Raw genomic sequence first — 22792 nt, 5'->3', positions numbered from 1 at the left:
CCCGGGGGTGATCACCGCGCCGCCGGCACCGGTTCGGCGAGCGCGGCGGTCAGCGCGGTGAGGGTGGCGCCCAGCGGGGCGTCCAGGCGCAGCATGGCGTACCCGTCGCCGCGGGTGGCGCCCTGGTTGACGATGCCCACCGGGATGCCGTGCTTCGCCGCGCGCAACACGAACCGCCGCCCCGACATCACCGTCAGGGACGACCCCAGCACCAGCAGCGCCCGGGCCCGCTCGACCAGCGCGAAGCAGTCGGCCACCCGGGGCGCCGGCACCGTCTCGCCGAAGAACACCACGTCCGGTTTCAGCATGCCGGTGCCGCACACCCCGCAGTCGACGGCGCGGAACCCGGTCACCGCCTCGTCGGGCAGGTCCACGTCGCCGTCGGGATTGACGTGCGCCGCGACCGCGTCGAAGCCCGGGTTCGCCTCGGACAGGCGCCGGTGCAGCTCGTCGCGGCCGGTGGCGTTGCCGCAGTCCAGACAGGTCACCTCGTCGAGGCGGCCGTGCAGCTCGATCACCCCGGTGGCGCCCGCGGCGGTGTGCAGCCCGTCGACGTTCTGGGTGATGATCCCGTCGAGGAGCCCGGCGCGCTGCAGGCGGGCCACCGCCCGGTGCCCGTCGTTGGGCGCGGCCCGGGCGATGGTGTGCCACCCCAGGTGGCTGCGCGCCCAGTAGCGTCGCCGGGCCACCGGGTCGCGGGTGAACGCCTGGTAGGTCATCGGGGTGTGCCGGCGGGCCGCGCCGCTGGGCCCCCGGTAGTCGGGAATGCCCGACTCGGTGGACAGGCCGGCGCCGCTGAGCACCACCACACCCCCGGCGGCCACCAGCCGCGTCAACGCCTCGAACTCGTCACTCACCCGTCCATGCTCCCTCGCCCACCCCCACACCTCCCACCCCCGCTGCCCGCATCACTCGGCCGATCATGAGGGTGGCGCCGCCAACCTCATGATCGGCGGGGCCGGTCACCCGGCGGGGCACGGTGTGGCGGGCTAGGTTGAGGGCATGCGCGTCGTCATCGCCGGAGGCCACGGAAAGATCGCCAAGCTGCTGGAGCGGGAACTCGCCGGACGCGGGGACACCGCCGTCGGGTTGATCCGCAACCCCGAGCACGAGGCCGCGCTGCGCGCCGCCGGCGCGCAGCCGCTGGTGTGCGACCTGGAACACACCGACGTCGACGCCCTCGCCGCCCACCTCGCCGGCGCCGACGCGGTGGTGTTCGCCGCCGGGGCCGGGCCGGGCAGCGGCGCCGACCGTAAGGACACCGTCGACCGGGGCGCCGCCGTGCTGCTCGCCGACGCCGCCGTCCGCGCCGGCGTCCGCCGCTACCTGCTGGTCTCCTCGATGGGCGTGGACGACCCGCCCGCCGCCGGCACCGACGCGGTGTGGGCGGCGTACCTGCGGGCCAAGAAGGCCGCCGAGGACGAGGTCACCGCCCGGGACCTGGACGTGACCGTGCTGCGCCCCGGCCGGCTCACCGACGACGAACCGGCCGGCCGGATCACCCTGGCCCGCCACGTCGACGCCGGCGCGGTCAGCCGCGCCGACGTGGCCCGGGTGCTGCTGGCCCTGCTGTACGCCCCGGGCACCGCCGGCCGCACCGTCGAACTCGTCGGCGGGGACACCCCCATCGCCGAGGCGGTCGGCGCCCTCGCCGGCTAGCTCCCGTCCGCGTCGAGGTAGGCGGCGAGAGCGGCGGCGCCGGTGAGCAGGGCCCGCCCGCGCGCTCCCAGCCGGGCCCGCCAGTCGACCAGCACCGCGTCGAGGTCCGCCACACCCCCGGCGGCGCGGACCTCGACGAGCAGCGGGACGATCCGGGCCAGCGGGTAACCGCCGCGCCGCAGCTGACCCACCAGCAACGCGTCCCGCACGTCGGCCGGCCGGTACACCCGGTAACCGGTGCACGGGTCCCGGCCCGGGCACAGCAGACCCGCGCGTTCCCACTGCCGCAGCGTGGCCGGCCGGACCCCCAGCCGGCGGGCCAGCGCACCGACGAACACCGCGCCGCGCCCCGACGCCACGTCCTCGCCGGTCCCGGCCGGCAGGTCCGCCAGCGCCGCCGCCACCGCGTCGAGGGTCCGACGGTCGTCCAGCAACCGGGCGTGACCGGTATCGACCAGCCGCAGCGCCTCGTCCACCGCACCCCGGTGCACCGCCCGCATGATCGCCGTCGCCGCCCCATGGCCGTGCCCGGCGACCAGGGCCAGGAACGCCCGCAACGCCGCCGCGTGCCGCGCGGTGTAGGTGCGGTAGCCGTGCCCCGTGCGCGCCGCCCGCGGCAGCACCCCGGCCGCCTCGTAGTTACGCACCGCCTGCGTGGACACGCCGTACGCGCGCGCCAGGTCCACCGGCCGCAGCCGGTCCCGTGCCCGCGGGTGCCGCCCCACCACCCCGCCCGGATCGTCGAAGATTCCACCGTCGACCCCGACGATACGGGCGACCGCCCGACCCGGCCCACCGTCGGGGTGGGCCGGGCCGGACGGTCGGGGTGGGCCGGGCCGGACGGTCGGGGTGGGCCGGGCCGGCGGCTGAGGGCCTACCGCTGGTGACGCGGCAACGCCGGCTGCGCCGCGACGCCGCCCACCGGCGCCTCACGGGCGATCCGCTCCATCGTGCGCGCCAACTGCTCGCTGCCCTCGTCCAGGTGCCGGGCCGCCGCCTGCATGTGCGACATCATCATCTCGCCGAAGATCCGCAACGCCTCCCGCGCGGCCACCGAGTCGTCGAAGCTCCCGCCGGCGCTGCTGCGGTACTCCGCCACCACCCGCTCGGCCTCCTGCTTCGCCTCCTCCGCCGCCGCCCGCATGTAACTCTCGTACTGCGTCCGGGCGTACTCGGCGACCCGGCGGGCGTAGTCGTGGGCCTGCGCGATGATCTGCTCGGCCTCCCGCTGCGCCGCCGACAGCAGGTTGACCTCCTTCGCCGCCGGCATCGCCGGCTTGTCGGCGCTCGGGATCACCCCGTGCCGGTGCAGCTCCAGATGGTCGTTGAGCCGCTCGTTCTCCGCCCGCAGGTTCGCCACCTGCGCGGCCAGCAGATCCAACTCGTCGGCCACCTGCATCCGGAACCGGTCCACGTCGGCCTGCTCGTAGCCGCGGCGGGTGAACGCCGCCGACCCGAACTCCCACCGCCGCACCCGGTCGGGGGTCAGCCGCACCTGCACCGGCCCGGACACCTGCTGCGCGTCGTACCGGCTGATCGGAGTCGCACTCATTGGATACCTCCGTCAGGGGTCGTCACGGTCCGCCACGCCGGCCCGTACCAGTGCTTGCCGAAACCCTCGTGGTGCACCTGACCCGGCTGGTAGCCGGCACCGGTCAACGCCGCCACCGAATGGCTCACCATCTCGTCGGAGCCACACACGTACACGTGCCGCGACCGCCAGTCCCCGTCGGCCAGCACCCGGTCGGCGAGCCGCACCGGCTCCCCCGGCCGCGCCGGATCCGACCCGGCCACGTACGACACCCGCAGCCACGGATGCGTCGCCGCCAACTTGTCGATCGCCTCGCTGTCGTAGAACTCGGTCCGCGAGCGGGCCCCCACGTACAGGTCCACCCGCCGCCCCGAACCCTCCGCCGCGACCTGCTCCACCAACGCCTTCACCGGCGCCCAGCCGGTGCCACCGGCCAGCAGCAACAGATCCGACGACCCGGCCGGCCACAACGTCAACCGGTCCCCCACCGGCGACGCCAGGTGGACCTGGTCACCGGTCGCGCACCCGTACACCAGCCGCGACGACACCGCGCCACCCGGCGCGGCCCGCACGTGCAACTCCACCGTCCCGTCCGGGCGCGGCGCGTTCGCCGGCGAGTAGTACCGCCACGACCGCACCGCCGGATGGGACACCCCGATCGACTGCCCCGGGGTGAACGGCAGCAGGTACTGCGGTCGCACCGTCAGCACCGCCACGTCGAACGTGCGCCGCTCGTGGGTCAGCACCTCGGCCACCCACCACGGCGGGGAGTGCGCCTCCGCCGCCTGCGCGGCCTCCGTCATCACCTGCGCCACCAGCCCGTACGCGGCCGCCCAGTCCGCGGCCAGCTCGTCGGTCCACGCCTCCGCGCAGAAGTGCCGCAACGTCTCCAGCAGCGCCGCACCGACCGCCGGGTAGTGCTCGGCGCGCACCGCGTACTTGCGGTGGTCCGCGCCGAGCTGCTGCAGGAACCCGACCAGCCGGTCCACCTGGTCCACGTGGGACACGATGTGCCCCAACGCCGACACCAGACGGTCGCGCTGCCCGGCCATGTTCGTGCCGAACATCTGCCGGGTCTCCGGATGCGCCAGGAACAGCGTCGAATAGAAGTAGAGCGGCACCTGGTCGCCGTGCGCGGCGACCAGGGCCCAGCTCTGCTTGAGCCGTGCCGCGTCCACGCTCAGGCGTTCCCCGCCGACACGACCTGCTCCCGCACCTGACCGAGCACCACCTGCACGTCGGCGATCACATCCGCCGGCACACCCAACTCCACCAACGTGGCGGTCAGGTGCTGCCCGACCTTCGCGTAGTGCTCCCCCGGGATGCGCAACGGCTGGTGCGCCTCGGCCAACCCCCGACCCGTGTACTCGTTCGGGCCGCCCAGCACGACCGCCAGCATCAGCGCCAGGTGCCGCCGCTGGTCGGCCATGTTCACGTCGGTGAAGTAGCCGGCGAGATCCGGGTCGGCGAGCACCTTGTCGTAGAACAGCTCCACCGCGGCCTTCACCGCCGCCGCGCCGCCGATGCGCTCGTAGTGGGAGATCGGGGTGGTCTCGTTCGTCACCGTCATGCTCGGTCCTTCCGAAGGGGTCCGCGGCAGCGCCGCGGCAGGGGCATCGCCAGCCGGCGCGGCGTCACACAGCGTTCCGCGATGACGTCGACACGCCGACGACCGTGAGGGACCATAGCGCGCCCGCCGCGACACTTCACGCCTGGCCTATCGGGTTCCCGACAACTGTCAACTACGGACAGTCAACACGTCCACCCAAGACGGTGAACACACCGCGAGCAGGCCGACACGCAAGGTCAACACGGCACGCCCACGGTCCCTTTCGGACATTGCCCCCGGACCGGCCGCGACCTGCACACATCCGCGACGGCCCGGCCCCGCCGGCAACGACGACCCCCACCTCGCCGCCGCCCACACACCCCGTCACCGAACGAGAAATCGCGCCGGGCCGCAAGGCCACGACGCGATCCCGTGCACGAGACGCCGACGGATCACCCGGCGCGACGCCGCGCCCGCCGCGCCGCCAACTCGTCCCCCACCGAATCCGCCTCCGGCTCCACCACCGCGGCGTCGTCCTGCTCCGGGACGCCCACCGGCTCCGCCGGCAGGTGCGACAACGAACCCTGGATCTCCTTGAACGCGCCACCGATCGCGATCCCGAACACACCCTGGCCGCCCTGCAACAGGTCGACCACCTCCTCCGGCGACCGGCACTCGTACACCGTCGTCCCGTCGGAGATCAACGTGATGCCCGCCAGATCGTCCACGCCACGCGACCGCAACGCCTCGATCGCCTTACGGATGTTCTGCAACGACACCCCGGCGTCCAGCAGCCGCTTCACGACCTTCAACACCACCAGGTCGCGGAACGAATACAACCGGGACGTCCCCGAACCCGACGCGTCCCGCACACTCGGCACCACCAGCGCCGTGCGGGCCCAGTAGTCCAACTGCCGGTAACTGATGCCCACCGCCGAACACGCGGTCACACCCCGGTAACCCACCTCGCCGTCACCGGCCTGCTGTTCCGCACTCGGACCAGGATCCCGCGGCTCGTGCATCCGGACCAACCTCCCCGCGCCCGTGCGGTGCCACGTCGACTCCCCGTACGCGCACCCCTCGACACGGCAACCCTAACGCCGGCCCCGCCCCCACACCGGCAGGAGACACCCGACACGCCGCGCCACCGGCCCACGACAGCACACACGGCGGCCAGTCGCCACCCACCGTGACCACCACCGCCGCGCACCCCGGCCACCCGGCCGGCACACTCAACCCGCGAAATCCTCCGGCCGCACCTGGTCCAGGAACTCGCGGAACTTCTCCACCTCGTCCTCCTGCTCGTCGGGGATCACGATCCCCGCCTCGCTGAGGACCTGCTCCGCACAACGAATCGGAGCCCCCACCCGCAACGCCAACGCGATGGAGTCACTCGGCCGCGCCGACACCCGCACCCCGTCACCGAGCAGCAGATCCGCGTAGAAGACGTTCTCCTTCAACTCGGTGATCTCCACCGCCCGCAACGGCGCCTGCAACGCCGCCAACACGTCCCGCAGCAGATCGTGCGTCAACGGCCGCGCCGGCTTGACCCCCTGCTGCTCGTAGGCGATGGCCGTCGCCTCGACCGCACCGATCCAGATCGGCAGATAACGGTCCCCCTCGACCTCCCGCAGCAGGACGATCGGCTGGTTGCTGGGCAACTCCACCCGAACTCCGACCACGCTCAGCTCGCGCACCGCCGCCTCCGTGTCGTCGTCACCTTCGCACCGCGCCCTTCCCTGCACGGTACACGGACCAGGACACGGGAGTCCCACGCGCTACGTGCACCACGCCTCGACGGACGGGCTTACCCCGGCAAGCCTACGACACGCTTCCCGCACCAGATCTTTCCGCGCCCACCCACGACGAAGGGCCGGGCACCCCACGGCACCCGGCCCCCCACCACCGACCTCACCGGCCCAACGTCGACCGCAGCCCCACCCGCACCAACGCCGCGTGCAACTGCTGCGACAACGCCGTCAACTCCCGCGCCGTCTCCGCCGCCCGGGCCCGAGCCGCCGGATCACTCTGCCGCACCAACGGCGCCACCAACTGCGCGAACAGACCGACCTCCCGATCCGCCGCCGACCGGTACGCCCGCAGGTGCCGCGGCTCCAACCCGTACGCCGCCAACCCCGCCACCGCACTCGCGATGATCAACGCGTCCGCGTCGTACCACCCCGGCGGATCCGACACCAGCACACCGAGCCGCTCCAACTCGACCAACGTCGACTCGTCGATCCCACTGCGGGAGATCAGCTCCGCCCGACCCAGCCGCACCTCCGACGACCCGACCGGCTGCACCGACTCCCGACCCGGAACCTCACCACCCGGACCGACCGCCACCAGATTCGGCCGCGACCGCCCCACCGGCGCATCCGAGACGTCCCACTCCGCCAACTGCTCCCGGATCACCCGCAACGGCAGATACTGATCCCGCTGCGCCGTCAACACGAACCGCAGCCGAGCCACGTCGTCCCAGCCGTACTTCCGATAACCCGCCGGCGTGCGCTGCGGCTCCACCAGGCCCTCGGCCTCCAGGAACCGCAACTTCGAGATCGTGACGTCCGGAAACTCCGCCCGCAACTGCGCCAGCACCTCGCCGATACTCATCAGCGCCGGCGCCCGCGCCGCCCCGGACGGCGTCGAAGCCGCAGGCTCGTTCACCCCCGGCCGGCCTCCTCCTCCGGGCGCGGACCGGCGATGAACACCACCCGGAACTTGCCGATCTGCACCTCGTCACCGTTGCTCAACGTCGCGGCCTCGACCCGCTCCCGGTTCACGTAGGTGCCGTTCAGGCTCCCCACGTCCCGCACCGTGAACGTCCCACCGTCGCGGTGGAACTCCGCGTGCCGCCGCGACACCGTCACGTCGTCGAGGAAGATGTCACTGTCCGGGTGCCGCCCACTCGTCGTCACGTCGTGGTCCAACAGGAACCGGGCACCCGCGTTCGGGCCCCGGCGAACCACCAGCAACGCCATACCCGGCGGCAACGAGCCGGACATGCGGCTCGGCACCACATCGGTGTCCGGGCCCTCCAGCACTTCGTCGAGCGAACCGAGATTGAGCGTCGAAGTGACGTCGAGCGGGGGGAACTCGTCGTCTGGGCGCGTCATGGGACCACCTCACGGATCTGTTCGGTCGGCGTCGGGGAATGGCGGGTCTGGCCGCCGGGCAAACCCACACCCGGCGGCTGGCTCCCCGTGCCCGGGAAGGCGCACTCCGCAACGCTCAAACTATTGGTTCTCGGTCGACTGGGCGAGCCTAGCCAGCGCCGAAATGCAGGGCAACCGGACGCGCGGAACCAAGCCCACCGCCCGGAACGACACGAACTCAGCTCTCGGTGAGCTCGCGGTACGCGTCAGCGGTCAACAGACCCTCGACCGCCGCCGGATCATCCGGAGTGATCTCCACCAACCACCCCGCACCGTACGGATCCGTGTTGATCACCTCAGGGGTGTCGGCCAACGCCTCGTTGCGCGCCGCCACCGTACCGCTCAACGGCGCGTAGATCTCCGACACGCTCTTCGTCGACTCGATCTCGCCCAGCGACTCACCCGCCGCCACCACCGCCCCGGCGTCCGGCAGCTGCACGAACACGATGTCACCCAGGGCGTCCTGCGCGAAGTGCGTGATACCGACGCGGACGACACCACCGTCACCACCGACCACCCACTCGTGCTCGGCGGTGTACCGCAGATCCTCAGGAATCACCAACTGCGTCCTTCGTCATCGGTGCACCGGAGAAACCGGCGCGGCCGCGGCCGGTCAGGAAACCGGCCGGGCGTGGTCCAGCTTGATCGGCGCGTGCAGCTGCGAAACCTCCACAACCTCACGATCCTCGGACGTCACGTTACCGCCGGCGTCCCGCACCGATGAGACCACCCCGCCCGGAATGTTCAAGGCCGTACGCATCGTCGCCGGATCACCGATCACCAGGATCGTGTACGGAGCACTCAACCGCCGCCCGTCCACCACCAGGCCACCACCCGAGCCGTCCACGAAATACGTCGACGCGATGATCCGCACCGCGGTGCCGTCCGCACCCTGGATCTGCATCGCCTCCGCGCCCGCACCCCGCAACTCCTGCACCGCGTCCAGGATCCGCGTCGACGACGTCGCCTTCTCCGGCCCGCGGAACTCCACCTCCAGGCCCGGCCCCACCGCCGGCAGCGTCCCCGCCAGGATGCCCAGCTCGTCCGCCCGCCGCGTCGCCTCCTCCAACGCCGCCTGCCGACCCTGCTCACCCGAACGCAACTGCCGCTGGCTGTCCTCCAACGCCTCGATGTCCTGCCGCAGACGCCGCTCCCGCGAATCCAGATCCGACGAGATCCGGACCAGGTCCTCCTCCCGCGTCGCCGCGAGCGTCGGATCCGTCGACGTCGTCTTCAGCTGCACCACCAACGTGAAACCCAACAACGCCAGCAACACCGCGATCATCGCGCCCGCCGACGTCAACCGCCGCGACACCGAAACCCGCTCCGGGCCCGGCTCCCCCGGCTCCACCTCCGGCTCAGGCTCCGGCTCGGGCCGGGGCGACACGACCGCGCCCGGCTCCTCAGCCGGCGCCGGCACGTCCTCCCGCTCCACCGGCGCCGCCGGCTCAGCCTCCGGCGCCAACGGGCTCAACTCGTCCGGATCCGGCGCGTCCGGACGCGGATCCGGCTCACCCGCCGGACCCGACGGCCGCCCCGGCCCCGCCGGCTGCGGCCACCCCGTACCCGTCTCCCTGTGCTCCTCGCTCATCGCCACCAACCTACGCCCGGAACAGGTGCCGGCGGATCGCCGCGACGTTTCCGAAGATGCGCACGCCCAACACGACCACCACACCCGTGGACAACTGACCACCCACGCCCAACTGGTCACCCAGGTACACGATCAGACCAGCCACCAGCACGTTCGAGATGAACGACACCACGAACTGCTTGTCGTCGAAGATCCGGTCCAGCTTCGCCCGCACCCCACCGAACACCGCGTCCAACGCGGCCACCACCGCAATCGGCAGATACGGCTGCAACGCCGCCGGCACCGTGGGGTCCAGATACACCCCGAGCACCACACCGGCGAGCAACGCCAGCACCGCGATCATCGGCCACCTCCGGAAGGGCTGGGAGAACCCGAGCCGGACGGCCCGGGACTGGACGAACCGGCGACACCGGAACCCGACGGACGAGGGCTCGGACTCGCCGGAGGCTCGGCGTAGCGTAGCTGTGGCTCAGGAGCCGCCGGCAGGGTGAGGTCGTCGACCTCCTTCACCGCGAACGACAACCCCGCCGTCCGCGCCAGGTACCGCATCAACTCCGCCGCCCGGCTGTCGTCGAAGCGGTCCCGCATCGACCCCGGCCCGATCGCCTGCACCTCGTACGGACTCGTCACCGGCCGGTAGTCCACCAGGATCGCCTCGCCCGCCTGCCGGATCGTCGTCGTCGCCGTCAACCGCTGCCCGTTGACCGCCACCGCCTCCGCGCCCGCCGCCCACAACGCGTTCGCCACCTTCTGCAGATCCGAGTACAACACCTGCGACGGACCCGCCTCCTCGCCCGTCACCGCGTCCTTGTCCCGCGGCGCGTCCGTCAACCGCACGACCACACCGTCCCCGCGCACCCGCCCCACGCCCGTACCGGCCTCCAGGTTGCGCAACCGGGACGCCTGCGACCCGCTCAACGCCGCGTCCCGCTGCCGACCGACCTCCTCGCGCAACCGCTCCGCCCGCTCGGTCAACCGGTCGGTCTCCGCCTCCCGCTGCTTGATCTCGGCGATCAGCCCGGCCCGCGCCGTCGCCCGGCTCGGCTCCTCGGCCATCGTCTCCCGGTACGCCACCGCGAACAGGAACCCGATCACCAACAGGACCACCAGGCTCACCGGACGACCCAGCACCGCACGCACCCGCGACACCGGACCCACCGCCCGCCGCGCCGCCGCGTCCCCGTAACCCGGATCGAGCGGATTGCGGAACAGCTCGGTCAGGAAGTCCGGCGCGTACACCCGGGCGGACGGGTCGCGCTCGCCGTCACGCGGCGACGGCGCCGTCACGCCGCCGCTCCCGTACGCCGCGCCCGCATCCCCCGGACCAGCCGGCGAGCCTGCACCACGTACATCGCGCCGGCCACCCAGTAGAGGACCAGGCCCCACCACGCCAGCCCCCAGCCGATCGCGCCGGCCGCCGTGGCCACACTCGGCGCCGCGTCCGCCAACAGCAGGAGCGGGAACGCCGCCAGCAGCAGGAACGTGGCGGTCTTGCCGACGTAGTGCACCGGCGGCGGGCCGTAGCCGTAGCGGCGCAGCACCCCCAGGGAGCCGAGCAGCAGCAGCTCGCGGGCCAGCAGCGCCGCGGTGAACTGCCAGGGCACCACCTCGCGGGCGGTGAACGCGAGCAGCGTGGCCAGGATGTAGAGCCGGTCGGCCAACGGGTCCAGCAGCTCGCCCAACCGGCTCACCTGGCGCAGTCGGCGCGCGATCCAGCCGTCGACCCAGTCGCTGGTGCCGCCCACGGCCAGCACCACGATGGCGACCACGTCGGCCCGGACCACCAGGAACAGGTACAGGAACAGCGGCACACCCAGGAGCCGGACGAAGCTGATCAGGTTGGGCAACGTGAGGACGCGGTCCCCCGCGACCGTCGCCGCATCCTCCGGGTGCTCCGCTGGAGCCGGCCGACGCGACACCGAACCCTCCCTCCGCAGCACGGTCCGGCAGCCGAACGTGCGGCCGCCGGAGGGACGTGCGCGTTGCCGGCCGGTCTGACGCCGGCGCCCTCTGCGATCCCGGGCTGGGACCTCCCCGATGCGGCCCACCATCGCTTCGATCATGGGCCGGCCAGTTGCGCTGCCACTATATCGGGCCGCCCGGTCCGCTTCGGCCGCCGCGCTGCGTCGCTGCTCAGCGTTGTCACGGTGGGCAGCGTCACAACCGCTAAGGCATCCTAGGACACTAGCTGGCAACCGGCGCGGGAGGTGGCACCTGCGGGACGCGGGAGGAGATCAGGCCGTGCGGGCGGTGGCGTCGGGCCCCGTCTGGGGCACCGTCGTCGTCGTGGCCGCCTGCCCGAACGCCAGGAGCGCCAGCAGCAGCTCGTGCTGCACCCGGTTGGGCATCCGGTCGAGCACCGCCTGGACGGCCCGGTGCCGCCGCTCCTGCAGCTCGCGCAGCAGGGTCTCGGCCGCCGCGGTGGGAACCAGCCGCACCTCGCGCCGGTCCCGCGGGTCGGCCACCCGGCGCAGCAGCCCGACCGCCTCGAGGCGGTCGCAGAGCCGGCTCGCCGACGAGGGCACCACGTCCAGCAGCTCGGCCAGCCGGTTCACGTTGGTGCCGGGGTGCGACACGATCAGCGACAGCACCCGCAGCTGGGTGGGCGAGACGCTGACGTTGTGGCGCGAGGTGGCGGAGTCGAGCACACCGATGAGCGCCTCGGCAGCCGCCTCGACGGCTGCGGCAAGATTCGGAGGTCGCTCCACCCGTTGTCCCCTGGGATCGTCCCGCTCGTGTTCGCTCCGCCGCTCCGCTCACTGCCCGGCGCTGTCGCCCGACCGGTCGGAACCGTGCCAGTCCAGGCAGACGACGACCGCGTCGTCGCGAAGATCCGCGTCGGCATGGTACGCGTGCAGTTCGCGCATCACCGTACCAACTGCCTCGGTCGCCGGCTGCAACCGAGTGGACCGCATCGACCGCGCCATCGCCCGCACACCGTACGGCTCCTGATCACCCGGCTCGGCCGCGTACACGCCGTCGCTGACCACGAACAGCCGGTCCCCCGACTCCAGCGGGAACTCCTGCACGTCGTAGCGGGTCTCGGCGAACATGCCCAGCGGCAGCTGCTGGTCCAGGGTGACGCGGGTGACCCGGCCGCCGCGCAGCCGCAGCACGTGCGGGGAGCCGGCGTCCACCGCCCGCACCACACCCCGGCGGTCGTCCAGCTCGAGCAGCAGCGTGGCCACGTGCCGGTTGCCCCGGTGCTGGTAGAAGATGGTGTCCGAGGCCAGCTCCGCCTGCTCGACCAGGCTGCCCCCGGACCGGCGCGCGTTGCGCATGGCGTTCACGGTCATCGCGGTCAGCATCGACGCGGCCAGTCCGCTGCCGGTGCCGTTGAGCACCGTGACGGTGAGCCGGTCGCCGTCGACCGACCAGTCGAAGTGGTCCCCGCCGACGGTGTAGGCCGGCTCGAGCTGCCCGGCGAGCAGCACGTCGCCGTGCCGGACGCTGCGCCCGGGCAGCAGGTCCCACTGCATCTCCGCGGCCATGCTCAACCGTTCCCGGCGGCGGGCCCGGCGGTAGCGGTCGGTCTCCCGGTCGGCCGCGCGCATGGCCATCGCCACCTCGCCGGCGGCGTCGCGGGCCTCCTCGACGGTCGCCGCGTCCGGCGCGGCGGGCAGCTCCACCATCAGCACACCGAGTCGTTCCCCCCACACCGACAGCGGCAGGTAGGCCCGGCAGCGGCCGTCGTCGACGATGTCGAGCACGGGCTGCTGGCTGCTGAAACACCGCTGTGCCACGCCGTCGGAGCGGAGTCGGACGCCGTCGGGCCGGTCCGGTTCCCGCACCGGCCAGAGGCCGCTGGCGCGGTAGTCGGCGACGAACACCTCCGTCCGCGTGGCGCCGAGCGTCTGGCGGAGCACCGCGTCCGCGGTCTCCGCCACCTGGTCGGGCGGCGCCGTGCGCAGGGCACGCGACACCGATCCGGACGCCTCCGGCATGCTCATCCTCCGATGACGACTATTGCTACAAGGCAAACATCATACGGAGGGCCACCGACAACGCCCCGCCCCCACCTGGCTCAGTCGGCCGACCGCGAGGCCAGCGCGCCGTAGAACGCGTCGGGCACCGGCTCCGGCTCCCCCACCGGCCGCCACCGGGCCACCGGCACGATGCCGTCGGCGCTCGGTCGCCACCGGCCCAGCAGCGGCGCGAACTCCTCCGGCGCCCGCATCCGGAACTCCGGCCCCATCATCGCCAGCGCCTCCGGGTGCCCGGCCAGCTCCTCGCTGTCGAAGTCGATCGCCAGCCAACTGCCCGGCGCGGCCGCCGCGTACAGCTCGTCGAGCGTACGGGCCAGCGTGTCGTCGTCCAGGAACGCGACCAGCCCGAGGAAGACCACCCCCACCGGCCGCCTCCCCCACCCCGGTACGAACCGGTGCAGCTGGGCCGGGTCGACCGTGCCGATGTCGGCGGCGTCACCGTACCCGTAACCGGCGCGGTCGCTGCCGGCCAGCAGGCGCTGACCGAGCCGGACCGTCTCCGGGTCCACGTCGGTGTAGAGGACCGTGGCGTCCGGCGCGACCTCGTGCACGTTGCCGCAGGTCGGCACGCCGGCGCCGAAGACCAGGAAGCCGTCCACCCCGTCGGCGGCGACAGCCCGCACGGCGCGGCCGAGGAAGTCCCGCAACGACCGGAAGATCGCCGCACAGGGCCCGTACGCCGCCTCGAAGGCCGCGGCGGCGGCCACGTCCACCGGACGGTGGTGCCGGCCGCCGAGCCAGTGGTCGATCATGCGGGCGGTGCTCGGTCGCTCCGGCTGGGCCATCGACGAGGCTCCCTCCCCTGGGCGCTGGTGGCCAGCGTACCGACCGGTCGGCTCCGGCGGTATCGCTCCGGCGGGTCCCGCCGGCCGCGATACTGGCCGGGACGGCCGGCGACGAGGAGGTACCGCTGTGAACTCCGCGAACGGCGCGGCCGTGGTGGTCGGGGTGGACGGCTCGGAACCGGCCTCCCGGGCGGTGCGCCTGGCGGCCCGCGAGGCGGCCCGCCGCAACCGTCCGCTGCGGGTGGTGCACGGATTCATCTGGCCGCTGCTGCGCGTACCGGTGTCGGCGCCCGCGCAGAGCCCACCCGGCGCCGGCCTGCGCAACCAGGCCGAACAGCTGGTCGCCGAGGCGGTGCGGGAGGCCGAGGCGGAGTGCCCGGGGCTGCGGATCACCGGCGAGATCATCGACGGGGAGGCCGCCGCCGTGCTGCTCGGCGAGTCCCCCACCGCGGCCATGGTGGTGCTCGGCGACCGCGGACTCGGCGGTTTCGCCGCGCTGGTGGTCGGCTCGGTCGCCGTGCAGGTCGCCTCGTACGCCGACTGCCCGGTGCTGATCGCACGCGGGACGGCACACGACGGCGGTCCGGTGGTGGTCGGGGTGGACGGCTCGGAGCTGTCCCGACCGGCCGTCGAGTTCGCCGCGGAGACCGCCTCGTCGCGGGGCGCGCGGCTGCACGCGGTGCACGCGTACACCCATCCGAGGTCGCAGGGCCCCGGGGACATGCAACCGCTGGTGTACGACGAGGGTCAGCTGCACGGCGAGGAGGACCGGGTGCTGGCCGAGTCGCTCGCCGGCGTCGAGGAGCGCTGGCCGGACGTGCCGGTGACCCGGGAGGCGGTCCACGCCCGCCCGGTCGCGGCGCTCACCACCGCCTCCCGCGACGCCCAACTGCTCGTGCTGGGCCGGCAGGGCCGCGGCGAGCTGAGCGGGCTGCTGCTGGGGTCGGTCAGCCAGGCCATGCTGCACCGCTCCGCCTGCCCGGTCGCGGTGGTCCGCGCGCCCGACTGAGCGCCGCGGGCGCAACGGTTGGCCCGGCCCCGGGCGGGTAGACGGTGCCGACAGCCACAGCGACCGCAGGAGGCGACCATGCCAGGACCACGGCCGGGCAGCAACGCGTACGACAAGCAGCGGGCACGGCTGCGCGACCTCGTCGAACAGTCCGGACGCGCCGCCGACAAGGAGGCGAACCAGGTGGCCAACCGGATCCTGCAGGACGACCGGGGTCAACGCGGTGTCGTGCGGGGCGAACGCACCTACGGGCCCAAGGGCGAACGCGAGCCGGGCGACCCGAAGTGAGGGCGGCACCCCTGGTCGACGGCGCCATCGCGGGCGCCGTCGGCAGTGCCGTGCTCAACCTGGTCAGTTACCTGGACATGGCGACGCGGGCCCGCCCGGCCAGCACCACCCCGGAGACCACCGCCGGGAAGCTGGCCGACGTGGCGCACGTCGACCTCGGGCCGGCCGAGGAGGCGGCGAACCGTCGGGCCGGCCTGGGGCCGGTCCTCGGCTATGTCACCGGCATCGCCGCCGGCGCGGTGTTCGGCGCGTTCGCGGCCCGGCGTCGGGTGCCCCTGCCCCTGGCCGTGGTGCTGCTCGGCGGCGGCGTGATGGCCACCTCCGACGGCTCGATGACGTTGCTCGGGGTGACCGACCCGCGCACCTGGCGGCGGATCGACTGGGCCTCCGACCTGGTGCCCCACCTGGCGTACGGACTGACGGCCGCAGCCACCTGGCGGAGGCTGCGGCCGTCGTCGCGGCGCGGTTAGCGGTCGCTCTCGTCCTCGGCCACCGGCTCACCGGCCGGGCCGTACGGCGAGACCTGCCCCTTGGGCACCGGCCGGCCCACGTCCGCGTTGGACGTGCCCTTGTGACGCGGGTGTCCGGCCGCTCCCACAACACCCTTGCGGCTGTCCTGGCTGGTGGCGCCGAGGTCGTTCCGGCGCAGTTCCTCCTGCTGCGGCTTGACCACGGGTCTCTCCTTCCCGGTGGGGCGCACGGCGTGGACCGCGCACCTGACCCGGGTACCCGCCGCCGACCGGCGCATTCCGGCGCCGCCCCCGGGTCTGGGCCGCGCCCGGGCGGGTAACCGGAACGAATGGCGGACGATCGGAACGTGGCGCGGGCCCTGCTGGACCGGCAGTCCCGCACGTACGCGGAGGAGGCCGGGATCACGCTCGCCGACCGGCCCGGTCCGCTCTACCAGCTGCTGGTGCTCACCACGCTGTTGAGCACCCGGATCCGGGCGAGCGTGGCGGTGGCGGCGGCCCGGGAGCTGTTCACCGCCGGCTGGCGCACCCCGCAGGCCATGGAGGCGGCGACCTGGCAGGACCGGGTCGACGCGCTGGGCCGGGGCCACTACCGGCGCTACGACGAGCGGACCGCCACCATGCTCGGCACCGGCGCCCGGCTCTGCCTGGACCGGTGGCACGGCGACCTGCGCCGGCTGCACCGGGAGGCCGGGGCGGACCGGGCCGCGCTGCGCCGCCTGCTCGTCGAGTTCCCCGGCATCGGCCCGACCGGGGCGGACATCTTCCTGCGCGAGGCGCAGGCGGTCTGGCCCGACGTGCGCCCGTACGCCGACCGGCGCACGCTGGCCGGCGCGCGGCGACTGGGCCTGCCGGCGAACCCGGGCAGCCTGGTCGGGCTGGTGGGTGAGGCCGACTTCGGCCGGCTGGCGTCGGCGCTGGTGCGGGTGGCGCTCGGCGAGGAGTCGGCGGGCGAGGTGAGCCGCACCGCCGCGGCGGCCCGCTGAGCCGGCGGGCTACTTGGCCGGGCCGGGCTTGGTGAGGTTCCAGGCCAGCAACGAGGCGAGCAGGGCGAGCAGCACCACGCCGCCGGAGACGCCGCTGCCCTCCCCGCCGCTCTCCCGGTGGCCGGTGGCCCCGAAGTAGATCACCGCCAGCCCGGCGAGCACGGTGACGAACGTCCGCAGTCCTCGGTCCTTCACGTCCCGGACGGTACGGCCGGCGGCCGCCGCGCGGGCACGGTTCGGGCGGGTGTCCCCCGTCCGGGTCAGTCGGGCGGGCAGCCGACGGCGGAACCGCGTAGCCGGACCCGGTGGATCGCCCGGCCGGCCACCTCGACCACCTCGACGGTGAGACCGGGCAGGCGGACCCGCTCCCCCGGCCCGTCGGGCAACCGGCCCAGGCCGGCCAGCACCAACCCGGCCACGGTGGTGTACTCGCGGGTCAGCGGGAAGGTCAGCCGCACCCCGGCGTCGGGCAGGTCGTGCAGCGGGAAGTCGCCGGGCAGCACCAACGCGCCGTCGGGCTCCCGCACGGCCCGACGGACGTCCCGGTCGGTCTCGTCGTACAGCTCGCCGACCACCTCCTCGAGCAGGTCCTCCATGGTGACCAGACCGTCGACGCCGCCGTACTCGTCGATCACCAGGGCCATCTGCTCGTGGCGCTGGCGCAGCTGCCGCATCGCGTCGGCGACCGGCAGCGTGCCGGGTAGCAGCACCGGCGGGCGGACGCACCCGTCGACGGCGGTCGCCCCGGCGTCCACCAGGTCGCGGATGTGCACCACGCCCCGCACGTCGTCGAGCCCGCCCGGGCCGGTGACCGGCGCCCGGGACCGGCCGGCGGCGGCCAGCCGGCGCATCGCCGCACCGGCCGGCAGGTCGGCCGGCAGCGTCATCACGTCCCGGCGGGCGACCAGCACCTCCCGCAACGTGCGACCGGCGATGTCGAACGCGCCGGCGAGGATCTCCCGCTGCTGCGCGGAGAGTCCGCGCTGGCTGACCAGCAGCTCCCGCAGCTCCTCCTCGGTCACCTCCTGCCGGCTCGCCCGCGGATCCCCGCCGGCGACCCGGACCAGCAGGTCGGTGGCGCGGCCGAGCAGCCACACCGCCGGCCGGGACAACCGGGCCAGCAGGTCCAGCGGGCCGGCGCTGAGCAGCGCCCACCGCTCCGCCGACTGCATCGCCAGCCGCTTCGGCGCCAACTCCCCCACCACCAGCGTGAGGAACGTCAACAGCACGGTCACGAGCAGCACCGCGACCGGGCGGGCGGCCCGGCCCAGGAAGCCCAGCGGACCGACGAGCGGCTCGGCCAGCGACACCGCCGCGGCGGCCGAGGCGAGGAACCCGGCCAGTGTGATGCCGAGCTGGATGGTGGCCAGGTAGCGGTTCGGCTCCCGGACCAGCCGGCTCAACCGGGCCCCGGAGCGCCCCGCGCGGCCCAGCCGGCGCAGCTGTCCCTCGCGCAACGTCACCAGCGCCATCTCGCTGCCGGACAGGGCGGCGTTGACCAGCACCAGGACCAGCACCAGCGCGACCTGCCCGGCCATCAGTCCGTCTCCAGGTCGTCGAGGGAGATGGCATGGGTCATCAGCCAGCGGGCCAGCGCGGCCATCCCGAACAGCCACAGCGGCGCCGACTCGGTGGTGCCGTTCGTGGCGAAGACGGCGAACCGCAGGTCCGGCGCCCGGTACGCCTCGATCCGCCACCGGTGGTTCTTGTCCCGCCAGACCGCGGAAGGGTCCATGGCGTCACGGTAGGTGACCGGGGCGGGCCGTCGGTGCGGGTTGGCTCAGCCGCCCGGCACGACGTACCCGCCGAGCAGGAGGCCGAGCACCGCCACCGCCAGCGACACCACGATCCCGCCGACGATCAGCCCACCGAACCCGCGCCAGCCGGAGCCACGCGTGCCGGTGAGTGGCGCCTCCGCCCGCCACCGCTCGCGCCAGGCCCAGGCCAGCACGCCGAGCGCGTACGGCAGCAGCCCGATCCAGAACCAGTACCAGCGCGTACCGGCCACCGGCGGTGGGCCGGCGACCAGCATGAGCAGCCAGCCGACGCCGATGGTCAACGCCAGCAGCCCCGCCGCGTCCGCGAGCGTGTCGGCCAGGCTGTCTTCACTCCGGGCGACGGCGGCGCGCGCCCGGGGGTCGGCGAGCGGGTCGGCCTCCTGGCCCGGGCCGGGTTCGGTCACCGGGCCGGGGTCGGCGGCGTCCTCGACGGGTCCGCCCCGCGGGACCGGCGCGGGCACGTACGCGTACCGGAACTGCCCGTCGGGTCGGGCCCAGACGACCGTCGACCCGCTCTGCGCGAACCGGGGCTCGGGTGGGCGGCCCCAGGGACCGCTGTCGTCCCAGCCGTCGGCCCGGGCGAGCGTCACCACCCGGCCCGCCGCCAGGTCGCGCTCCAGGTCGACCGCGTCGACCGAGCGCGGCGCGGTCCACCAGGCCAGCGCCGCCCAGACCAGCCAGCAGCCCAGCACGGCCAGCGGCAGCACGCGGTGGCGCAGCCGGGCACCGTCGGCCGGGCGGGGACGAGGGGCGTCGATCATGCCGTCACCCTGTCACCCGGACGCCACCGGTCAACCCGGCGGGCGGACCACCTGACGCGCGTCGTCGGGCAGTCGGCGGGTCGCCCCGCGCCGGTCCAGCAGCTCCAGCAGCGGCACCGCCACCCGACGGGTGGTGTCCAGCGCCTGCCGGGCGGCACTGAGCGTGAACGGCTGCGGCAGGCCGGCGAGGACCCGCACCGCGTCGTCCGGGGCGCCGGGCAGCAGCACGACGTTCTCGGCGAGCCGGAGCAACGCGCCCGCCCGCACGGCCGCGCCGATCTCCCGGGGACCCAGGCCGAGGTCGGCCAACCGGTGCGCCTCGGGCGCCTGGAACGGGCGGTCGCCGTACTCGGCGCGGACCCGGGCCACGGCCCGGGCGACCGGTTCCGGCAGCGTGTCGGCGGGCGCGGCGGTGACCAGGCCGTCGCGGAGCCGGAGCGGTGGGCGCAGCAGCGCCGTCACCAGCGTCCGGTCGGGCAGGCCGAGGCGGTGGCGCAGCACGTCGACCGGTACGCCCGCCGCCAGCGGGTGTTCCTCGGCGTGCCGGGTGACCTCCTCGGCGAGCCGCCGGCCGAGGTCGCGCCAGTGGTCGGGGTCGGCCAGCCAGTCCCCGGCCACCGGGACCGCGTTCGGCGGCACGCCCATCCGGGTCAGCTGCCCGGCCCGGACCAGCCGCCGCCGGCGCAGTTCCCCGGCCGGGTCGGGTCGCCCGTCCAGCCCGGCCAGCACGGCCGCCCGGGCGACCGCCGCGCCCCGGCGGCGCAGCGGCGGCGGGTCCACGTCCAGCACGGTCACCCCGCCGGCCACGTGGTGCCGGCCCGGGTCGCGCAGCAGGGCGCGGTCGCCGATCAGCAGGGGCAGCGGCCGGGACAGGCGCAGCCGTACGGTGTCCGGACCGAGCGGCCGGACCCGGGCGGGCACCGCCGCCGAGCCGACGTGCAGGGTGAGCGTCGCCGGCAGGTCGGCGGCCGGATCCCCGGCCAGGCGCACGTCGAGCAGGTCGGTGCGGCCGAACCGGCCGGGGCTGAGCAGGGCGTCGCCGCGACCCACCCGCTCGCGGGGCAGGCCGCGCAGGTTGACCGCCACCCGGGCCACCGCGTCGACGTGCGGCCGGGCGGCGCCCAGCGAGTGCAGGCCGCGTACCCGCACCGGCTCGCCGGTGCCGGCCAGTTCGAGTTCGTCGCCGACCCGCAGCCGCCCGCCGCCGAGGGTGCCGGTGACCACCGTGCCGCTGCCGCGCACCGTGAACGACCGGTCCACCCAGAGCCGGACCGGGGCGTCGCGGGCCGGCTCGGGCAGCCGGGCGACCAGGCGGTCGAGCGCGGCCCGCAGCTCGGGCAGGCCGGCGCCGGTCACCGCGGACGCCGCCACCGCCTCCACCTCGCCCAGCGAGGTCGCGGCGACCTCCGCGCCGGCGCGGGCCAGGGCCGGACCCGGGTCGGCCAGGTCGGCGCGGGTCACCACCAACAGCCCGTACGCGACCCCGAGCGCGTCCAGCGCGGCCAGGTGTTCGGCCGACTGCGGCATCCAGCCCTCGTCGGCGCCTACGACGATCATCGCGGCCGGGACCGGGCCGACACCGGCCAGCATGTTCGGCACGAACCGCTCGTGCCCGGGCACGTCGACGAACGCCAGGGTGCCGCCGGAGGGCAGCGTGGTCCAGGCGAAGCCGAGGTCGATGGTCATGCCCCGGCGGCGTTCCTCCGCCCACCGGTCCGGTTCCATCCCGGTCAACGCCCGGACCAGGGTGGACTTGCCGTGGTCGACGTGCCCGGCGGTGGCCACGACCCACACCCGCTCAGCCCTCCACGGACAGGATCGCCGCGCGGACGCGGTCGTCGTCGGCCTCCGGCACGGCGCGCAGGTCGAGCAGCAGCCGCCCGTGCAGCACCCGGCCGAGGACCGCCGGGTCGCCGGCGCGCAGCGGCGCCGCGTACCGCTCGGGCAGGCTCAGCGCCCACGAGTCGAGGTCGACGCCGGGCGCGCCGCCCCCGCCGACGACCGCGGCGACCGGCGTCACCTCGGCCTTGCAGCCGTCCTCGCCGAGCCGGTCGCGCAACCGCTCCACCCGGGCGCGCAGCCGGCCGGCATCGGCGTGCAGCGCCTCCCGGGTCGGAGTGGTCGGCGCGTGCAGCGTGGCGGCGAGCGCGGCGAGGGTGAGCTTGTCCACCCGCAGCGCCCGCGCGAGGGGATGCCGGCGCAGCCGCTCCACCAGGTCGGTCGCGCCGAGCAGCAGGCCGGCCTGCGGCCCGCCGAGCAGCTTGTCGCCGCTGGCGGTGACCAGGTGGGCGCCGGCGCGCAGCGTGGTGGCGGCGTCCGGCTCGTCGGGCAGCAGCGGGTCCGGGGCGAGCAGCCCCGAGCCGATGTCCGCGACCACCGGCACGCCGAGCGTGGCCAGGTCGGCCACCGGCACCGCCGAGGTGAAGCCGGTGACCACGAAGTTCGACGGGTGCACCTTGAGCACGAAGCCGGTGTCCGGGCCGATCGCGGCGGCGTAGTCGGCGCGGGTGGTGCGGTTGGTGGTGCCCACCTCGCGCAGCCGGGCACCGGTGCTGGCCAGCAGGTCGGGCAGGCGGAAGCCGTCGCCGATCTCGACCAGCTCGCCGCGGCTGACCACGATCTCCCGGCCGGCGGCGAGCGCGGTGGCGGCCAGCACCAGCGCGGCGGCGCCGTTGTTGACCACGTGCACGGCGGGCGCGTCGGGCACCGCGGCGGCGAGCGCGGCCAGCGCCTCCCGGCCGCGCCGGGCCCGCCGGCCGGTGCCGAGGTCGAGTTCCACGTCGGTGTGCCCGGCGGCGGCGACCAGCGCCCGCACGGCGGCCGGCGCGAGGGGGGCGCGGCCCAGGTTGGTGTGCAGCACGACGCCGGTGGCGTTGAGCACCGCGCGCGGCGTGCGGGCCGGCAGGGCGGCCAGCGCCGCGTCGCGTACCGCCTCGGGGGTGATCTCGCCCTGGCGGGCGCGGTGCTGGGCCGCCACGATCGCGGCCTTGACCCGGTCCCGGCCGAGCGTGCCGGCGGCGGCCGCCAGCGCCGGGTCGGCGAGCAGCGCGTCGGTGCGCGGCACCCGCCGCCGCGGGTCGACCTCACGCATCGGCGCTCCCCCGGACGGTGTGGCGGAGACGGACGGGAATCGAACCCGCCTGGCCCGGGTCCCGGACCACACCGGTTTTGAAGACCGGGAGGGGCACCAGCCGCCTGAACGCCTCCACGCAGCAGTCAACCACAGGGGCGGACCAACTGCCCG

29 protein-coding genes and 1 tRNA gene are annotated in these 22792 nt (G+C 74.7%); 5 read left to right on the top strand and 25 right to left on the bottom strand.

The window, feature by feature from the left end:
* Window positions 1–11: 11 nt before the first annotated feature.
* Window positions 12–857, bottom strand: coding sequence for an NAD-dependent protein deacetylase (locus CO540_RS03930; protein WP_099160939.1), 846 nt, complete (start codon window positions 855–857; stop codon window positions 12–14).
* A gap of 145 nt (window positions 858–1002) precedes the next feature.
* On the opposite strand from CO540_RS03930, the gene CO540_RS03925 reads away from it, so the two are divergent.
* Window positions 1003–1659, top strand: coding sequence for an NAD(P)H-binding protein (locus tag CO540_RS03925; protein WP_099160938.1), 657 nt, complete (start codon window positions 1003–1005; stop codon window positions 1657–1659).
* Here CO540_RS03925 and CO540_RS03920 read toward each other — a convergent pair.
* From CO540_RS03920 to CO540_RS03845, 16 genes are all read right to left on the bottom strand, one after another.
* Window positions 1656–2345, bottom strand: coding sequence for a MerR family transcriptional regulator (locus tag CO540_RS03920; RefSeq protein WP_253866434.1), 690 nt, complete (start codon window positions 2343–2345; stop codon window positions 1656–1658). The genes CO540_RS03925 and CO540_RS03920 overlap by 4 nt on opposite strands.
* A gap of 188 nt (window positions 2346–2533) precedes the next feature.
* Complete coding sequence (locus CO540_RS03915) at window positions 2534–3211, bottom strand: DivIVA domain-containing protein (protein WP_099160937.1); 678 nt, start codon at window positions 3209–3211, stop codon at window positions 2534–2536.
* Entirely contained in the window at window positions 3208–4368 is a 1161-nt protein-coding gene (locus tag CO540_RS03910) for a globin domain-containing protein (protein ID WP_099160936.1), read from the bottom strand. Before CO540_RS03910 ends, CO540_RS03915 begins: the two co-directional genes overlap by 4 nt.
* Before the next feature lie 2 nt (window positions 4369–4370).
* Window positions 4371–4760 carry a group 1 truncated hemoglobin gene (locus CO540_RS03905; protein ID WP_099160935.1) on the bottom strand — a complete coding sequence of 130 codons (390 nt, stop codon included), beginning with the start codon at window positions 4758–4760 and terminating at the stop codon, window positions 4371–4373.
* A gap of 431 nt (window positions 4761–5191) precedes the next feature.
* Window positions 5192–5761: a MerR family transcriptional regulator gene (locus tag CO540_RS03900; RefSeq protein WP_099160934.1), complete on the bottom strand. Its 570-nt coding sequence runs from the start codon at window positions 5759–5761 to the stop codon at window positions 5192–5194.
* A gap of 210 nt (window positions 5762–5971) precedes the next feature.
* The gene (locus tag CO540_RS03895) at window positions 5972–6436 is read right to left on the bottom strand and encodes a bifunctional nuclease family protein (protein WP_091577612.1); all 465 of its coding nucleotides are present in this window, start codon (window positions 6434–6436) and stop codon (window positions 5972–5974) included.
* Between the two features lie 214 nt (window positions 6437–6650).
* Entirely contained in the window at window positions 6651–7352 is a 702-nt protein-coding gene (locus CO540_RS03890) for a MerR family transcriptional regulator (protein WP_172967978.1), read from the bottom strand.
* Window positions 7353–7402: 50 nt separating this feature from the next.
* Window positions 7403–7855: an FHA domain-containing protein gene (locus tag CO540_RS03885; protein WP_007071101.1), complete on the bottom strand. Its 453-nt coding sequence runs from the start codon at window positions 7853–7855 to the stop codon at window positions 7403–7405.
* 217 nt (window positions 7856–8072) lie between these two features.
* Window positions 8073–8453 (bottom strand): glycine cleavage system protein GcvH, encoded by a 381-nt coding sequence (gene gcvH, locus CO540_RS03880; RefSeq protein ID WP_091574402.1) that lies wholly within the window; start codon window positions 8451–8453, stop codon window positions 8073–8075.
* A 54-nt stretch (window positions 8454–8507) separates the two neighbouring features.
* The gene (locus CO540_RS03875) at window positions 8508–9485 is read right to left on the bottom strand and encodes a DUF881 domain-containing protein (RefSeq protein WP_099164577.1); all 978 of its coding nucleotides are present in this window, start codon (window positions 9483–9485) and stop codon (window positions 8508–8510) included.
* A gap of 10 nt (window positions 9486–9495) precedes the next feature.
* A complete protein-coding gene (locus tag CO540_RS03870; RefSeq protein WP_007071104.1) occupies window positions 9496–9828 on the bottom strand; it encodes a small basic family protein in 333 nt (110 codons plus the stop codon).
* Window positions 9825–10772 (bottom strand): DUF881 domain-containing protein, encoded by a 948-nt coding sequence (locus CO540_RS03865; protein WP_091574401.1) that lies wholly within the window; start codon window positions 10770–10772, stop codon window positions 9825–9827. Before CO540_RS03865 ends, CO540_RS03870 begins: the two co-directional genes overlap by 4 nt.
* On the bottom strand, window positions 10769–11404 hold the full coding sequence (locus CO540_RS03860; protein WP_099160932.1) for a CDP-alcohol phosphatidyltransferase family protein: 636 nt from the start codon (window positions 11402–11404) through the stop codon (window positions 10769–10771). Before CO540_RS03860 ends, CO540_RS03865 begins: the two co-directional genes overlap by 4 nt.
* A 315-nt stretch (window positions 11405–11719) precedes the next feature.
* Window positions 11720–12193: a MarR family transcriptional regulator gene (locus tag CO540_RS03855; RefSeq protein ID WP_099160931.1), complete on the bottom strand. Its 474-nt coding sequence runs from the start codon at window positions 12191–12193 to the stop codon at window positions 11720–11722.
* Between the two features lie 48 nt (window positions 12194–12241).
* Window positions 12242–13429 carry a PP2C family protein-serine/threonine phosphatase gene (locus CO540_RS03850; protein WP_099164576.1) on the bottom strand — a complete coding sequence of 396 codons (1188 nt, stop codon included), beginning with the start codon at window positions 13427–13429 and terminating at the stop codon, window positions 12242–12244.
* 80 nt (window positions 13430–13509) lie between these two features.
* The gene (locus tag CO540_RS03845; protein WP_099160930.1) at window positions 13510–14256 is read right to left on the bottom strand and encodes an SAM-dependent methyltransferase; all 747 of its coding nucleotides are present in this window, start codon (window positions 14254–14256) and stop codon (window positions 13510–13512) included.
* Window positions 14257–14383: 127 nt separating this feature from the next.
* Between CO540_RS03845 and CO540_RS03840 the strand changes: the two genes are divergently transcribed.
* The 3 genes from CO540_RS03840 (at window position 14384) to CO540_RS03830 (ending at window position 16023) form a co-directional block, all read left to right on the top strand.
* On the top strand, window positions 14384–15265 hold the full coding sequence (locus CO540_RS03840) for a universal stress protein (protein ID WP_099160929.1): 882 nt from the start codon (window positions 14384–14386) through the stop codon (window positions 15263–15265).
* Between the two features lie 78 nt (window positions 15266–15343).
* Complete coding sequence (locus tag CO540_RS03835; RefSeq protein ID WP_091574395.1) at window positions 15344–15553, top strand: phosphatidylethanolamine-binding protein; 210 nt, start codon at window positions 15344–15346, stop codon at window positions 15551–15553.
* Complete coding sequence (locus CO540_RS03830) at window positions 15550–16023, top strand: hypothetical protein (protein ID WP_091574394.1); 474 nt, start codon at window positions 15550–15552, stop codon at window positions 16021–16023. The genes CO540_RS03835 and CO540_RS03830 overlap by 4 nt, the downstream gene beginning before the upstream one ends.
* Here CO540_RS03830 and CO540_RS03825 read toward each other — a convergent pair.
* The gene (locus CO540_RS03825) at window positions 16020–16226 is read right to left on the bottom strand and encodes a hypothetical protein (protein ID WP_091574393.1); all 207 of its coding nucleotides are present in this window, start codon (window positions 16224–16226) and stop codon (window positions 16020–16022) included. The genes CO540_RS03830 and CO540_RS03825 overlap by 4 nt on opposite strands.
* Before the next feature lie 126 nt (window positions 16227–16352).
* On the opposite strand from CO540_RS03825, the gene CO540_RS03820 reads away from it, so the two are divergent.
* Window positions 16353–17009: a hypothetical protein gene (locus tag CO540_RS03820; protein ID WP_091574392.1), complete on the top strand. Its 657-nt coding sequence runs from the start codon at window positions 16353–16355 to the stop codon at window positions 17007–17009.
* 9 nt (window positions 17010–17018) lie between these two features.
* Here the strand turns inward: CO540_RS03820 and CO540_RS03815 are convergent, their stop codons facing one another.
* The 7 genes from CO540_RS03815 to CO540_RS30095 all read right to left on the bottom strand — a co-directional run bounded on the left by CO540_RS03815 (window position 17019) and on the right by CO540_RS30095 (window position 22755).
* Window positions 17019–17204, bottom strand: a complete 186-nt coding sequence (locus CO540_RS03815; RefSeq protein ID WP_091574391.1) for a hypothetical protein — start codon at window positions 17202–17204, stop codon at window positions 17019–17021.
* 65 nt (window positions 17205–17269) lie between these two features.
* On the bottom strand, window positions 17270–18547 hold the full coding sequence (locus CO540_RS03810) for a hemolysin family protein (RefSeq protein ID WP_099160928.1): 1278 nt from the start codon (window positions 18545–18547) through the stop codon (window positions 17270–17272).
* Complete coding sequence (locus CO540_RS03805) at window positions 18547–18744, bottom strand: hypothetical protein (protein ID WP_099160927.1); 198 nt, start codon at window positions 18742–18744, stop codon at window positions 18547–18549. The genes CO540_RS03810 and CO540_RS03805 overlap by 1 nt, the downstream gene beginning before the upstream one ends.
* A 45-nt stretch (window positions 18745–18789) precedes the next feature.
* The gene (locus tag CO540_RS03800) at window positions 18790–19548 is read right to left on the bottom strand and encodes a hypothetical protein (RefSeq protein WP_099160926.1); all 759 of its coding nucleotides are present in this window, start codon (window positions 19546–19548) and stop codon (window positions 18790–18792) included.
* Window positions 19549–19578: 30 nt separating this feature from the next.
* The gene (gene selB, locus CO540_RS03795; RefSeq protein WP_099160925.1) at window positions 19579–21342 is read right to left on the bottom strand and encodes a selenocysteine-specific translation elongation factor; all 1764 of its coding nucleotides are present in this window, start codon (window positions 21340–21342) and stop codon (window positions 19579–19581) included.
* A 4-nt stretch (window positions 21343–21346) separates the two neighbouring features.
* Entirely contained in the window at window positions 21347–22639 is a 1293-nt protein-coding gene (gene selA, locus CO540_RS03790; protein WP_099160924.1) for an L-seryl-tRNA(Sec) selenium transferase, read from the bottom strand.
* 20 nt (window positions 22640–22659) lie between these two features.
* Window positions 22660–22755, bottom strand: a tRNA-Sec gene (locus tag CO540_RS30095).
* Window positions 22756–22792 lie beyond the last annotated feature (37 nt).

The organism is Micromonospora sp. WMMA2032, from assembly GCF_002688545.1.
Taxonomy (GTDB): Bacteria; Actinomycetota; Actinomycetes; order Mycobacteriales; family Micromonosporaceae; genus Micromonospora; species Micromonospora sediminicola.
The sequence above is the reverse complement of the archived record's forward strand: the minus strand, read 5'-3'. Positions and strand labels throughout refer to the sequence as shown.